Source organism: Micromonospora sp. ATA51 (genome assembly GCF_016802855.1).
Classification (GTDB): domain Bacteria; phylum Actinomycetota; class Actinomycetes; order Mycobacteriales; family Micromonosporaceae; genus Micromonospora; species Micromonospora sicca.
Genome location: NZ_JAEVHJ010000005.1, coordinates 64,360 through 78,773, shown reverse-complemented (window position 1 = coordinate 78,773; position 14,414 = coordinate 64,360). Strand labels below are relative to the sequence as shown.

Annotated in this window: 10 protein-coding genes; 4 read left to right on the top strand and 6 right to left on the bottom strand. The window is 67.8% G+C overall.

Features of this window, described 5'->3' with window-relative positions; all coding sequences use genetic code 11:
* The first annotated feature begins 657 nt into the window (after positions 1–657).
* Together JNW87_RS02250 and JNW87_RS02245 are read left to right on the top strand one after the other, a co-directional pair.
* Positions 658–1,488 (top strand): helix-turn-helix domain-containing protein, encoded by an 831-nt coding sequence (locus JNW87_RS02250; RefSeq protein WP_236647965.1) that lies wholly within the window; start codon positions 658–660, stop codon positions 1,486–1,488.
* Positions 1,485–1,754 carry a transposase gene (locus JNW87_RS02245; protein ID WP_236647964.1) on the top strand — a complete coding sequence of 90 codons (270 nt, stop codon included), beginning with the start codon at positions 1,485–1,487 and terminating at the stop codon, positions 1,752–1,754. Before JNW87_RS02250 ends, JNW87_RS02245 begins: the two co-directional genes overlap by 4 nt.
* A gap of 161 nt (positions 1,755–1,915) precedes the next feature.
* On the opposite strand, the gene JNW87_RS02240 is transcribed toward JNW87_RS02245, so the two are convergent.
* From JNW87_RS02240 to JNW87_RS02220, 5 genes are all read right to left on the bottom strand, one after another.
* Positions 1,916–3,868, bottom strand: coding sequence for a DUF262 domain-containing protein (locus JNW87_RS02240; protein ID WP_146231109.1), 1,953 nt, complete (start codon positions 3,866–3,868; stop codon positions 1,916–1,918).
* 243 nt (positions 3,869–4,111) lie between these two features.
* Positions 4,112–5,410 carry a protein NO VEIN domain-containing protein gene (locus JNW87_RS02235; protein WP_109802451.1) on the bottom strand — a complete coding sequence of 433 codons (1,299 nt, stop codon included), beginning with the start codon at positions 5,408–5,410 and terminating at the stop codon, positions 4,112–4,114.
* Between the two features lie 157 nt (positions 5,411–5,567).
* On the bottom strand, positions 5,568–6,077 hold the full coding sequence (locus JNW87_RS02230; RefSeq protein ID WP_146231108.1) for a hypothetical protein: 510 nt from the start codon (positions 6,075–6,077) through the stop codon (positions 5,568–5,570).
* 234 nt (positions 6,078–6,311) lie between these two features.
* Positions 6,312–9,284: a hypothetical protein gene (locus JNW87_RS02225; protein ID WP_238452861.1), complete on the bottom strand. Its 2,973-nt coding sequence runs from the start codon at positions 9,282–9,284 to the stop codon at positions 6,312–6,314.
* Complete coding sequence (locus tag JNW87_RS02220) at positions 9,275–9,781, bottom strand: hypothetical protein (RefSeq protein WP_238452860.1); 507 nt, start codon at positions 9,779–9,781, stop codon at positions 9,275–9,277. Before JNW87_RS02220 ends, JNW87_RS02225 begins: the two co-directional genes overlap by 10 nt.
* 1,002 nt (positions 9,782–10,783) lie before the next feature.
* Between JNW87_RS02220 and JNW87_RS02215 the strand changes: the two genes are divergently transcribed.
* Together JNW87_RS02215 and JNW87_RS02210 are read left to right on the top strand one after the other, a co-directional pair.
* The gene (locus JNW87_RS02215) at positions 10,784–12,184 is read left to right on the top strand and encodes a hypothetical protein (protein WP_109802448.1); all 1,401 of its coding nucleotides are present in this window, start codon (positions 10,784–10,786) and stop codon (positions 12,182–12,184) included.
* A complete protein-coding gene (locus JNW87_RS02210) occupies positions 12,184–14,043 on the top strand; it encodes an AAA family ATPase (RefSeq protein ID WP_109802447.1) in 1,860 nt (619 codons plus the stop codon). Before JNW87_RS02215 ends, JNW87_RS02210 begins: the two co-directional genes overlap by 1 nt.
* A gap of 217 nt (positions 14,044–14,260) precedes the next feature.
* Here the strand turns inward: JNW87_RS02210 and JNW87_RS02205 are convergent, their stop codons facing one another.
* Positions 14,261–14,401 carry a hypothetical protein gene (locus JNW87_RS02205; RefSeq protein WP_238452859.1) on the bottom strand — a complete coding sequence of 47 codons (141 nt, stop codon included), beginning with the start codon at positions 14,399–14,401 and terminating at the stop codon, positions 14,261–14,263.
* Positions 14,402–14,414 lie beyond the last annotated feature (13 nt).

The following is a 14,414-nucleotide window of genomic DNA, read 5'->3' as shown; positions in this document are numbered from 1 at the left end:
CCAGCCCACGAAAAACCGGCGACGTCGTCCGCGCCGCGCTCCATCTCACCCACTTCGAATACCGATACCTAACCAAATCTTGTTGAGATCACTTCAGTGATTGAATAGTCCGTTAGCAAGGCGGCGAAGCCGCGTCCTGAGATTGGCCACCTCCCGATCCAGGCCTTGCTGAGGCAGAGCGAACGGCGTTTGCTCGACAGAATAGGTGCCCCAGTTGAAGTGGTCCCATTTGCCGACACCTCAGCGCCCGTCGGGGATTCGTGCGTCGCGGCGGCGGTGTGCGCGGTCGTTGCCGGTTACCGCTCGTACGCAGCGATCGGTGAGTGGGTCGCTGATCTACCTGCTGAAACCGCGGCCGTGCTCGGGATCGACGCGGACCGGCGGCCGTCAGAGGCCATGATCCGCAGGCTGTTGGTTGCCGCCGTTACCGCCGGACGGATCGTGCCTGTCATACCAGGGTCCTCGCTCAGCTCCGCTTTTTGAGCCGTCTCCAGCATGTCCTGGTCAGCCTGGTCAACAGACCGCCCGGGCCGTGCCCCTGCCGAAAACCTGATCCGGCCTGGTGGGAGCCGGTGTACGGGGCGTCGGGAAGCTTGACCCGGGTCGCTTGCGCTGCGCTCTCGGCAGCTGGTGATCGCTGCGGCATGATGGTCCGCCGTGCTGCTCCGACTGGCTTACCTGGGTGTGACGAACACATTCGCCATGCTGCGCCTGCTGCCGATGAGCAATCGAGACAAGGACGTGGAGACCCTTGCGCTGCGCCATCAGATCACCGTGCTGGAGCGGCAAATCGGTAAGGAGAAGGTGCGGTTCACCCCGAGCGATCGGGCATTCCTGGCGGCGCTGCTACACCGGCTGCCGCGCGACGTGCTACGCAGAGTGCGGCTGCTGGTGCGCCCCGACACGGTGCTGCGCTGGCACCGCAACCTGGTCGCCCGCCGCCACGCGCACATGTCCCGGCCTAAGCGCCCGGGCCGGCCGCGGACCGTGCGTTCCGTCCGCGCCCTGGTGCTGCGCCTGGCGCGGGAAAATCCCAGCTGGGGGTACAGGCGCCTGCACGGCGAACTGCTGGTTCTAGGGGTGAAGGTGGCCGCGTCGACCGTGTGGGAGATCTTGAAGGAGGCCGGGATCAACCCGGCACCCGAGCGGCCTTCCAGCACCTGGGCCGACTTCCTGCGCTCCCAGGCCGACGCCCTGCTGGCCTGCGACTTCCTGGAAACGGTCACCCTGTCCGGGGCGCGGATGTACGTGTTCGCGGTGATCGAGCACGCCAACCGGCGGATCCGAATCCTGGGCGCCACCGCGCACCCGACCGCATCCTGGGTGGCGCAAGCCGCCAAGAACCTCGTCGTGGACCTCGAGGACGCCGGCTGCCGGGCGCGGTTCCTGATCCGAGACCGGGACGGGAAGTTCCCCGAGTTGTTCGACGCAATCCTCAAGGATGCGGGCATCGAAGTCGTGCTCAGGGCGTCCGGATGCCCCGCATGAACTCGATCACGGAGAGGTGGGTGCAGACCTGCCGCCGTGAGCTCCTGGACCGCACCTTGATCTGGAACCAGCACCATCTCCTCCACGCCCTACGGGAGTTCGAAGACTTCTACAACTTCCACCGGCCTCACCAGGGCATAGCCAACGCCCGCCCCCTACACCCCTTGCCGGAGCCGATCGTCGACCCGGACAAGATGGCCTACCTCAACATACGAAGACGCGAGCGCCTCGGCGGCATCCTCCACGAGTACGAGCATGCCGCGTGACCTGCGCGGACGAGGTTTTCGGCAAGGGCAGCGGGCTCTCACGCCCCCAAGGCGCACGAGTGCTGGAAGGACGCCGACGTTCTGTTCGAGCGCCACGAAGGCTGATGTCGTGCGGAAGGCGGTGACCGGCCGCGTGCCGATGGGAACAGCCCCGGGCGGAGTCAGACCAAGTCGTGGGACGCGTTCGTTGGCGCTCTACTCCACGTCTGCTGGGAAGGTATGGAAGAGCCGTCTTGCCGAATCGTTTCCAGTGCCTGCGCGTCGGCGGGCGGACCGATCCAAACCTCGCAGATGTGACCAGTCAGTTCCGCTGCCCGCGCCTCGATATCGCCATCGCTCCAAGCATCGGGATGTTCCTTGATCAAGTCCTTCGACAGCACCAGCAGGCTGTACTTCTCCAATAGGCTGCGCTTGCCCAAGCCAACCTCACCGCCGGAGGTCATGCCCGCAGCGGCTGTGTCAGTCCAAGGCCGATTCGACAGGGCGCCGTTAAGGCTCTTTGAAACCAGGGTGAGGTTGCCAAGGGTCTGAATGCGTCGGTCACGGTCCGCCGCCTGCTCGGGCGGCAGCCGCGGCTCAGGGTTCCAATGGGTCTGCCACGACTGCGGCATGACGTGTTCGATCTCGAGCTTGGCCGGAAGAGCGACGTTCTCGTGGAACTCGGTACGAAGCTTCCTTTCGATCGCCTCTAGGACGACGCGGAGACGCGTTTGGCGGAGGTATCCGTAGAGCTTCAGGGAGGGAAGCTCGGCCTTCATCGTGTCGTCCGTAGGCCACAAGCGCGCATCTGCCCGCTGAGCCGAGAGGAAGCTCCGGACCGTGTCGCCCGCCGTCTCGATTGGGGATCGCTCGAGAAGCTTGAGGATGGAGACCATGGTCTTGTTGACGTCCTTCATGGTCATCCGAAGCAGCGTCCGACGCATGACCCAGCTCTCCAGCGCCCCGAGGGCGGTCTCTATCTGCTTCTCGGGCACCTTGTGCTTGTCCGAAAGCAGCCACAGCAGCAGCGGGCTGGTCGCTGCGAGCCCCATCGTTTCGATGACTCGGGAGTAGAACGACCCTTGGGCCGTGTCCTCGGGCAGATTCGCCAAGGCCCGATAGGTGTCAGCGTCCCTGCGGAATTCACTCAGGAGCTGGTTCGCGCCTTCCAGGCTGCGCATGCAGGGCGCGGCGTACTCAGTGAAAACGCGGAAGACTTGCTCGGTCTTCACCTCGTCGCTCAAACGCATCGTGAGCCAGTACTGCACGAAGATATCGATGCGGGAGCGCTGGTGACGACCCTGGACAATCTCGGCGCGCCACCAGTCATCGTCGAAGTCGACCCAATGTGTCTCCGACCAGTCCTCGACGTCGGCGCTGACCTTCGCGCCCTGCTGGAACACCCAATTCTTGATCAAATCAGCCTTGAGAAGCGGTGTACCGCGGTCGTTAAGTGTCTCGAAAATGAGTTGAGAGTCGTCGTGGCCCGTCAGATTTATCGCGACGATGTAAAGCCCATCCCGCAACGCTGCCGAGAGCGCCGCCGCACGCGCCTTCTCGGTCCCCGGTGGGGCATTGCCATCAGCGTCAGGTGTTCCCGTGAGCCACGCGCGAGCCTCATTTGAGAAGAATTCGTGCGCAGAGACGATTCGGTGCTCTCCCACCCAATCGGGCTTGGGATCCATAGCCTGAGCAAATGCAGGCCGGTCGTGCTTGGACGGCGAAAGCTTGAATCGCTCCGGCTTGCCCCGGAAGGCCGACGAGCGGTTGAGGATGAGCTCTTCGAGGTCTTCAGCGAGTAGATCGTGCCCACGCTCGGCGACTGCCGCCTGGACGGCATCGATCATGAGTTGGAGCGTCGTCATGCGCTGCTGGCCGTCGATCACCATGTGTCGAGTGACATCCCCGACGACCGGGGGCTTCGACTCGTAGACGACCGCCCCCAAGAAGTGGTGTGGCACAGTCGGCTCAGCGCCAGCGGCGACTACACGACTCTCTGCAACCCGAACGACGTCGGCCCACAGAGGCGCCCACTGATCTTCTTCGTTCCAGACATACGGCCGCTGGAACGGCGGGATCTCGTAGTGCATCTTGCCGTCGAACAACTGACGAGGACTCAGCGCGTCTGCCTTCACCGGTGCCACTCCCACTCGACCACGAAGGGACTAGATGCCATCCTGCCAGAGGACACCGACAACGTGCCGCCTCATGTCGATGAGTGCGCACCGCAGGCTAGGTGTGTGACCAGCTCGGGCTTGTGCGATGCGGAAGATTGTAGGGGTGACGACGACGGACTTCGCCCACGACCACGCTTCAGGCGGCGCACCGAGCGTGGTAGGCGCGGTCGATCCGAAAGCGCACGACCATGGCGTGCCCGCTCAGTCGAGCCGATCACCAGTACGCGGCGTGAAGTCGTAGGCGCGGGGTGCCAACGCACCCGCATCCGGGTCCCAGGTGAACACCCGGAAGGTTCCGCTCGACGCGTCGACCTCGCCGTTCGGGAGGAGGGTGACGTCGGAGAGGATGCCGAGAACGCAGTCGCCGGGGTGCGCCCGGGCCCACGCGACCTCGTTGCGGGTGACGATGATGGAGGCGCCGCTGGTCTCCGTGCCCTTGGCTTCCAGCCAGAGCATCCGCCCGTCTTTGGTCGCGACGGCGTCGTAGGGGTTGCCGAAGCGCACATCCTGCACGGTCCAGCCGTCCTTGCGGAAGTGCTCCATGAGCAGCCTCTGCGCGGCGTCCTCGACCTCCTTGCGGCGCGCCGGGTCCATCTGCCAGCCCTGCCGGGGTGTGGTGCGCGGCGGCGAGGGCGTGGCGAGACCCAGGTGCTCGGCCCAAAGTGCCTCGAGCTTGGCGGCGGCAGCCGGGGGCGGTACCCAGCCGCTGGCCTGCGGACGCCACATGCCGCCCTCGGGGATACGGTCGACCAGCGCCTCGTGGGGCAGGCCGTCCTCCGGGAGTAGGAGCGTGTCCCAGTCGATCAACACGTAGTTGGCGATCCCGTCGGCCCGGTCGTCGTCCCAGTGGCCGTCGCTGAAGATGCGGCTGGTGGTGGTGCCGCTGCCGATGACGCCGCGCGACACCCTGCCTTGGCGCAGGAAGAAGACCCGGTCGCCCGGCTCGATCCCGCCTGTCCGGCCGCCGGTGGCCCACTGCCCGCGCAACAGCCCGCCGCCGGCGACGGCCCGGACCTCCTGCGGGTACGTCTGGTCTGCCCAGGTGCCGTCCGGGTTCCACTTCTCCGGGTTCCAGGTGACCACCATCGTGACGGGCTTCCGCCGCACGAATCCGGCCCGCTTCGCCGCGGACAGCGCGTCCAGATCCGAGGTGTCGAAGTAACCGACCGGGTTGCGGTGCCGTGGGACCGTCCTGCCCTTCAGCGCGTCGTGCACTGGGTCGCCCGGGCGCAGCACGGTGCCGGATAACCTCCACTTCACCCTGCCGTCATCGTCGCAACGATGCCGCCCGCTGATCTCCGCGACCACCTGAACAAGGCCGTCGAACGACAGTGTGGCAAAACGCTCGTTGTCGACGCGGTCGGCGAGGGCCCACCGTCCCCGGTTGAGTTCCCACAACTCGTCGTCCGTCGAGGTCTCCCGCCAGCCCACCCAGGCGCGCCCGAGCGGATCGTCCGCCGGCAGTTCACGGGCGCGGGAGAGCTGAAAATTCACGGCCATCCGCGCATCCTGCCGCCCGGTCCCCGCCACCGCCAGAACCGGTCAGCTAGCCGACACGGCAACGCCGGAATGACTCGAACTCCCGCTCACGTCATCAGCGCCTTCGACAGCGAACAGTGACACGTCCTGCGCGCGTGCGACGGCGGGCGCTGACCGGTTATGGCGCGAGCGCGGAGGGCAGGCCGAGTTCGGCCCGGGCCGCCTCGATGAACCGGCGCTCGGCCTCCCACAGCGCGTCGAACCGGTTGACCGGCAACACCTCGACGCCGCTATCCGCCCGCATGGCCGCCAGGAGCCGGGCCTGGCGCACCAGCTCCGACGAGCCGCTCACCACCTCGGGTTGCCCGGCCACCAGCCGGAGGGCGGTCTTGGTGCTCTCCAGCCGCTCCCGGTAGCGGGTGCCCTCGTCGTCGAAGAACGGCATGAGGTCACCCGGATCACGCGGGCGCGGCACCGCGGTAATACGGGCGGCCGGGTTGAGGACGAAGGCCACGTACTCTCGGGCCGCGCCAATGAAGTCGGTGTACGCGTTCAGCCGGATGTCACGCCACTGTCGGTCATGGTCGCGCCGCCACAGCCGGTCCTGAGCCCGGACGGTGAGCCACCCGCCGATCAGAACCGCCAGCATCGTCGTCGTCGCGGTGACACACGCTTGGATCAGACTCACCGACACCGCCGATCGTGTTGATCTGCACGCAACTGACTCCATTGTCACCCGCCTCGGAAGTCGCGGGGCGACCCGAACCCGGCAGGTGTCGAAGGCGTAGCTCAGGGAGGGGGCGGATCGGGCAGGGCCCACGTGCCCGTACCCCTACGGTGCGGCGGCCGCGTTGACCCGGGGTCGGACTGCCGCTGCGCAGTTCCTTGCCAGAGGCTCGTGGCCACCTTTGTTACCCAGCTGCTAGTCGCGGTAGGTCAGCACCACTCGCGACGTCGTCGCCTTGTCGGACTCCGACGACAAGGCGACCAGCGCCATCATCATCGACATGGCGAACGCGTGTCCGTGGCCAGTGACCAGGTTGCGGTAGACGCTGGTGGCCACCGCCTCGAACGGATCGGTCACCAGTCGGCGCTCCGCGATCCCCGCGCGTACACCCCGCAGCACCGCGGGCAGCCGGTCGGCGTTCATCCACGGCTCCGCCATGCACCGGCTCAGTAGGACACGCAGGTTTGCACCGGCGCTGCCATCGTCGGTGGTGATCCGGACCAGTCCGATCGCGGTGGCGGAGACCCAGCCCTCAACCTGGTCCGGTCCGGCGGTCGCTGCGTGGGCCAGCATGGCGAGCACGAAATCGATTACCGCGGCCGGGTGGGTCCAGGTCGCGGGCCGGGTGAGCGCGAACGCCACCCCGCGCGGTACTCGGCCGTCCATCGCCGCGGCGAGGTCAAACGTTGCCCGATCGAATCCGAGGTCGGTGAAGTAGTTGGTGAGCAGGACAGCCTCGGCCGCCGCACGGATCTCGCGTGAAATCTGCCCTTGGGTCTGCAGGTGACGGATAAGGTCGACCGTGCCGAAGGTCGCGACGCCCATGCCAGCGGCGATCAATCGCAGACGGTGATCGTCGCACCAGAACGGGATGTGTTCAGCAGCCGCCATGTCGAGCGACGACAGCCACTCGAACTTCCGGTCGGCGTCGGGGAACGTCGTGAACCTGGTCCACGGACGGCGTGCTGCCTGGTGCAGAATCGAGCATACCGTCGTGGCCTGCTCGGCGAGCGAGTCGGCGACGGACTGCTCGATCACCGTGACGGTCGGCCGCCCAGCGTCAGGATCCCATCCCGTGGACATGGTCGAACGCAAGCCGAGGGACTCCTGCCCCCGGACCGCATCGCGGTAGGTCTCATCGGTTGCGCGAAGCTGGGCGAAACCCGAGATGAGCTGCGAACGCAGGTGCGGGTCGAGCAGGGCCAAAGTGTGAGCTGCAGTGACATCGATTACGGCCACCTTGTTCCAGGCCGCTGCAGCCGCGGCCCTGCCGTGCATCTCTCCTGCCGGGGCATGGGCATTGACGAAGCCCGTGCCGCGCTTCAGCGACGCCTCCGTGTAGGAGGAATCGAAGACGGTGGCCAGCATGCCTAGCGGCAGCTTCGCCTTGTCGAGTTCCTCGATGGCTTCGCTGAGTGACTCGTAACGTGCGCGAAGGTCGGGCGCGAGGGATCCGAGCGGGTCGTCCTCCGAGACCGGCATCCGGCGGAACACCGTGCTTTCGGGGAAGCGTTCGGTGTAGTCGAACATGGCCGTATGCAGCGCGGCGATGTCCTCGTCGGTCGTCGAGAGCTCCTGCTGTCGCAGGCCGAAGAAAATCTGGGCGATGAAGACGCCCAGCAGCTGCTCGTCGTCCGGCCATCGGGCCATGGTGGATAGTGCGCGAGGCACGAACTGTGTGCTGGTGTCGCGGCGGGCCAACAGGCCGATCCAGGTCATGGCGTCGTGACGGTCCCGGGGGGCGACCGGATCGCCGTCGGGGGTGAGGGCGTTCCACGCACCGTCGCTGTCGCCGCGCCGAACCAACGCGTGCACGAGCGCCCAGCGGGCGTTCGCGGCGTCGGGGTCGAGCGTCACCAGGTTGCGGGCCTGCTCGATCGCCAGGTCCCACGAGCCCTCGTCGGTGTGGATTTCGAATATCAACGCCCGCGTATCGAACTGTCCGGCCCACTCGGCTCCGCCCATGGTCAGCGCGCGTTCGGCAGCCCGTTTCGCGGCTTCCGGATCACCGGCGGCCCGCAGATGACGCGCCGAGGTCAGCATCAGGCCGGGGTCGTTCCACCGGTACGCGGCTTCCTGGAGCACCTCGGCGGCCAGCAGGTGCTCCCCGTCCTGCCCGTACCGCTCCGCGAGCAACACCGCGAGTGCGAAGTAGTCGGTGGCGCCGGCCCGCAGAGCCTCAATGGTGCCCCCCTGCGCGCCCATGGCGCGCTGAACAGTCCGGATTTCGCGGACGAGCTCGGGATGTTCCTGCTCGACCTCGGCAAGATCCGGAAGCTCGCCACCGACCTGGGCCAGCCCTCGGACCGCTACCAGAAAGTCGGCGCTGGACTCCGCGGCCGCCAGCGCCGACTGCCACGCCGCAGCGGCGACCGCGTTCTCGGCGGTGCCGGTCAGCTCCACGGCTTCGATCTCCGCGACAACGAATGGGATGTCCAGTTCGGCGGCCAATGCCCGGGCCCGGTCGTACTCGCCGGTGGCGGCGAGCAGTTCTGCCTGCTCTCGCCGCAGCCGGGGGTCCGTGACCTCCTGCGGCCAGGCGTCACCGTCCGGCTGCTGCTCAATGAGCGTCCGTGCCTGCGCCACCTTGCCGCCGAGCACGTACGCCTTGACCGCGACTAGGATCGCCGCGACGCTGTCGCCGTGCCACGACCGACGGACGTTACGGGCCTTGATCGCCAGCGCGGCAGCCCGTTCGGTGTCGGCCAGCCTGTTCACGGTCTCCCCGTACCGCGCCCGGTACAGCAGCAACTCAGCGGCGTACAGCGCTGATCCGCTCGCGCCCTCGATGTCGGCAGCGGCGAGCGCGAACTTGACTCCCCGGTTGATGTCGCCGGCTCGAGCGTGAAGCCGCGCCAGCAGTTGCAGCCGCATCGCCTCATCGGCGTGCGACGACGTCAGCCACGCGGACAGGACGTCGATGGCCTGATCCCAGTCCTCGCGGTGGACGAACAGCAGCCCTTGCGCGAGCGTGTGTTCCCGGGCTGCACCGACGAGGATCTCGCCGGCGTCCGCGGAGGCGTCTTCCGGCAGGCACATCGCCTGCCGGGCCTTCCAGTAGCCGGCCGGGTAAGCTCCACGCTCCACGGCGATCCCGAACAGGCGGGCCGCCGTCGGGTTCTGGCTGTAGTCCGAGGCGAGTTCGGCCAGCCAGCAGATCACCTCCACGGGTGCATCAGCGAACCAGTCCGGGGGCTGCTCGCACCACTGCCGCAGGACGCGCCGCGGTCATCGGCCGTGACGATGACCTGTACCAGCTTCTCCACGTCCGGCCAGAAGTCGCGGATCTCGATCGCCCGATCGCGGCGCCACGGCTGGAGCATGGTGACCTGGTCGCCGAACACGTTGGTGGCCGACATCCGGCTCAGGATAGAGCGGGTGTTGTCCTCCACCGCAGCACGAGTAGACGACGCCGCGGCACGGGTGTGTTCTGCCTGCCACTCCCCGGCGATGGCGGACGCGGTGGCCGGGTCGTGTGCGCGTACGAAGGCGGCCAGAACAAGAACGAGGACCTGCTCGGCATCGGATCGCCGCTGGTCGCCGCTGCCGCCCAGCAGAGCGGCCAGACCGTCGAGGACCTCGTCGGCTACCGCGGCGCCACCCCGGGCCAACTGGCTCTGCACCTCCGGCAAGACCATCCACTTGCGCAGCTCACGAGTCTTCACGCAAATGCCCTTCTTCCGGGCCTGCCGTCCCACCGTCCATGCGACCCGCAAGCGCACCGTGCGTCGGCTGATCAGGCGGGAGACGGGCGCGGCTGCAGAGCCGAGTGCCTTGATCAGCCCGGCGGAGACGGTTGGTTCCACTGCTTTCCTGCCTCGATCTTCCTGATTGACACGGTTCGGGGGGCCAAGACGTCGGTGCGACGCGACCGGAGACCATCGACGAGCCGATGGACGAACTGACGCTACGGCGTGCGTACGACAGACACCTCGCCTGCAGCAAGACCGTGTCACCGTTCCGAGGGCTTGTGAGGATCCCCCGGCAGCTTGAAGGCTTTGGGCCACCCCGCACAGCCCGGCGAGGTGCCCAGGCTCCAAACTCCTGTTTCACTCCTCCTGCACGTATCGGCTACCGTGACTGCAGGGTCGTTGCCCGGGCAGCCCTTATGGGGAACGAGGAGACTTGAACCCAGAAGAACCGCTTGTCAAGCCTCCTTCAGCGTTTGTCATTGCTTGCCAAAACCCCTTGTTACGGACCGCAGTCATCCCGGCCTTGTCATTGCTTGCCGCAAGTTGGCGTTGAGCTGCGCAGATACCGGTAGGACTGGTCTCCTCTTGTCACTGACTGTCAGCGTCACGCCAGGGTTTTCGGGGGGTAAACGAGGGACCTCGGGGTACGTCTACGCCCCACCGCACCCCGCCACTGCGGTCCGGCGCGGACCACCCCAACGGCGACATGACGACCCGACCGGAGGGCCGTTCGCCGGGGCCATCGCGGGCTCATCACCACGGCGGCAACCACGGCAGCACGCTCAACGCGGGCCAGGTGCACAACGGTGCGCCTTTGGGTTCATGGCGGTGGCACGTCGTTGAATGGCTTCGGTTAGCAGGGTGTGGACATTACCTATATACGTCGCTGTCGCATGAGGACGGTTGCGGACCGGATCGTTTGTGCATGGCGGCCGGCGGAAGGAAAAGTGATGTTGGAGTAGTAGGGTTCCCGACGTGAGAGCCTTCTTCGTCGACCTGGCCGACCGGCGGCGGCTGCGGGCGCTCAACGACGCCGACGAGGAGACGACGGCGGAGGCGGCGCGGCTCAAGGAGGCCGCTCTGTTCGACTTCGGCGTGGGCAACAGCGTCATCGGGTCATGGCTCTACACGAAGTGTCACCACCACATTCCCACCACCGCGGTCGAGACCGCGGCGGTCACGGCCACGGGTGACGGCGTATGCTCACTCCTGTTCAACCCGGAGTTCTTCGTCGACATCGGGCTCGACGGGGTCAAGTTCGTCCTGTTCCACGAGGCGCGGCACCTCATCCAGCGGCACCTGCACACCGAGCCGGAACTGCGCGCCGATCCGGTGTTCACCATCGCCACCGAGGTCACCGTCAACCACGTCGCGATGCGGCGGTTGGGTGTCCAGCGGCTGCCGACGCGGGCCGGTGAGCCGGTCGGGATCGATCCGCGCGAGGTGTACGAGCGGTACCGGGACGACCTGGCCGGGCAGGGCCTCGATCCGCTCAACTACAACCAGTTCGTAGAGACCGACTTCGGCGTCTACAGCGAGCTGCGGCGGATGGCCGAGCCGATCGTGCGTCCGGTGCCGTGCCTGCACCTGCTGCTGAGCCTGGGCCTCGGCGCCGACGGTGAGATCCCGCTCGACGACGACACGGTGGCGAAGGTCGTCGCCGAGGTCCTGGCCGAGGTGGCCCGGCGCGCGCACGCGGGAAACGCGGCGGCCCGGCAGGAACTACTCGACCTGGCCGCCCGGTGCGGCGGCGCCGACGACCGGCTAGAGGCGATCTGGGGGTTACTCGGGCTGGCCGCGCTGCGCGGCGAGACGCCGAAGACCCGCCGGGTCGACTGGTGGAAGCGCTGGCTGGTCGACGTGCTCGCGTCGCGACTACGCGACGGCGAGCGGCTGGTCTACCCGAAGAAGCTCGGCGCGGTGCTGTTGTCGCTGGGTCACGAGCCGATGCTGCTGCGGCGGGGAATGGAGCGGGAGAAGCTCGTGTTGGTGGCGTTCGACACCTCCGGGTCGATGCCCGACCACGTGGTCGAGTGGTTGACCAGGCTCGTCGGGCAGACCGACGGGGTCAACGCGCAGTGGCTGAGCTTCGACGGCGAGGTGATGCCGTTCAAGCCGGGCGAACGCGTGCTGGGCGGCGGCGGAACCAACTTCCAGAACGTCGTCGACTACGCCGAAGGGCGGCTCAAGGTCGGCGACCGGGAGGTGGAGGGGAGCCCCGACGCCGTGATCATGGTGACCGACGGGCACGCGGCGCCGGTGAAACCCCGTGAGCCGGAAAAGTGGATCTGGCTGATCACGGATGGCGGCGACACCTGGCCGGAGCGGGCCGATCCGCCGATGGCCTGCCACCGCGTCCAGACGGGAGAGCGCTGATGGCGGCGGCCCGGCGCACGCGCGTCCAGATTGAGCCGCGCGACAAGCGTGAGCCACGCACGAAGGCCGCGCCCGATGAACCTTCAGCTCTGGAGCGGTTCATCGACGGAATGATCGCGGCCGGGCAGACCGGGCAGGTGTTCGGCGACCACGGCATCGGGAAGACGTCGACGTTCCTGAGCTACATCCCGAAGCGGTACCCAGGCATCGACGTGGTGCTGGTTCCCGCGGCCAACCTCACGCCCGACGACCTACTGGTGAACGCACCCGTGCGCGACCCGCGCACCGGTGAGCTGGCGCTGCAACAGCTAATTCTGGACCAGCTGTCGCACCCGCGGAAGTTCGTGCTGGTGATCGACGACTCGCTGCAGGCGGGCGACACGATCCAATCGCAGCTCATGCAGGTCGCCTGCAATTGGACGCTCGGTGAGCACGACCTGCGCGCGCTCGGCTGCGTGGGCGTCTTCCTCACCGACAACGAGTCGGCCTCGGAGGTCGGCACCCGCCGCAACGACCTGGCCGTACTCGACCGGATGGCCACCATCCGCGTCGGCGCCAACGACACGTCGTGGCGGCGGCACCTGTCCGAGCGGTACCCCGGCCGTGACCTGTCCGACTTGTTCCTGGCCTGGGCGCGGCTGAGCCCGCACCTGCGGCGCCTGCTGTCGCCGCGCACGGTTCAGCACATCATCGACTGCGCCATCGAGGACTTTCCGGTGCGGTGGGGGCTGCCGCTGGTCAACGGCACTCGGCTGGTGCTCGCCGATCAGCGCGCCGACGGCTCCCCCGGGCCCGACCGCACTGACGACATCCTCGACCAGTTCGCCCGGGCGCTCGGCGTGCCCAACCGGGCCAGCGTCGCCGACCCGGTGCGGCGCATCCTCCGCGCGGCGATCCGGCGCCGGTGGGCGGTGCTGCTGCAGGGCCCGCCCGGCTGCGGCAAGACGGAAATCACCCGGCACGTAGTGCGGGAGGAGATCGGCCGCGAGCCGGTATATTTCTCCCTGCCGGTCACGAACATCGAGGATCTGTGCGTCCCGGTTCCGGTGGCCGACGGCACCCTGAGCTCGCTGCTCACCCGCAGCTTGCTCGGCGACGAGCCGAAGGTGCTGGTGTGGGACGAGTACAACCGGCCGAAAGACAAGGCGACCTTCGCGAAGTTGATGGAGGTGACCCAGGAGTGGACGCTGGCCGGGCGGCCCATCGACGGCCTGCGCGCCCAGGTGGCGTTGCAGAACCCGCCGTACCACCTCGGCCGCAAGCTCCTCGTGGCCAGTAACAACCTGGCCCAGGCCAGCCGGTTCACGATCAGCTACGAGGTCGCGCCCGACGACATCCCCGCCAACCAGTGGCTGGTCGACACCTACGGGCCTACCGCCGAGGTGGTCCTGGAGTGGTGGAAGAACGACATCGACGATGAGGGCCGGGCCTGGGTCAGCAAGCGCACCCTGGAGCGGCTGATCAAGCTGCACTGCCAGAAGCTGCCGCTGCAGTCGGCGCTGATCTACCTCGGCGACGGCGAGTTCGCCCCGGTGCCGCTGACCGGCCTGGAGGCTCGGCTGGAGGGGCGGCCGTCCACCGGCCTGGGTGACCTCGCAGCCGAGGTCGACCTGTGGGAGAAGCGCCTGCGCGCGGCAGCGGAGCAGAGTACCGAGGGTACCGGCGACTCCGACCTGGTGCACCAGATCCTCGCCAACGCCGAGGCGTCGCAGCTGCGCGAACACCTCGACGTCGTGGCCCGCCTGCTGCGGTACCTGCCCCCGAAGCTGCGGGCCACCTACCTGGTCGGGCAGGTGCCCGAGAAGCAACAGGTGTGGGTCGAGGCCGTGGCGCGCATGGCCCGATTGCAGGCCGGCTGATGGCCGCACCGCTCGTCTGGCTGCTGCGCGCGGCGGGGCAGCAGCCGTGGCAGCGCCTGGTGTCGGCGCTGGGCGACCGGCTCGACGAGGTCGCCCGGTCCGCTCCCCAGCTTCCGGCCGAACTGTTCGACGCGATGCTGGCGTCGGGGCGGCCGCAGTTGATCGAGGCCATGGCCCGCTCTGTCGATCCGACCGCCGACCGGCACGCCGACCTGCGTCAGCGGCTCGCCGCGACCGGCAACGCCGAGGTGGCCAGCCGCGCGATCTCCTTCTGGGGACTGCGCGACCGGCGCGCGGTGTTCGCCGCCGGGCGGCCCGACGATCCCGCCTGGGCCGGCCTTGTCACCACGATGCTCACCGTGACGAAACCC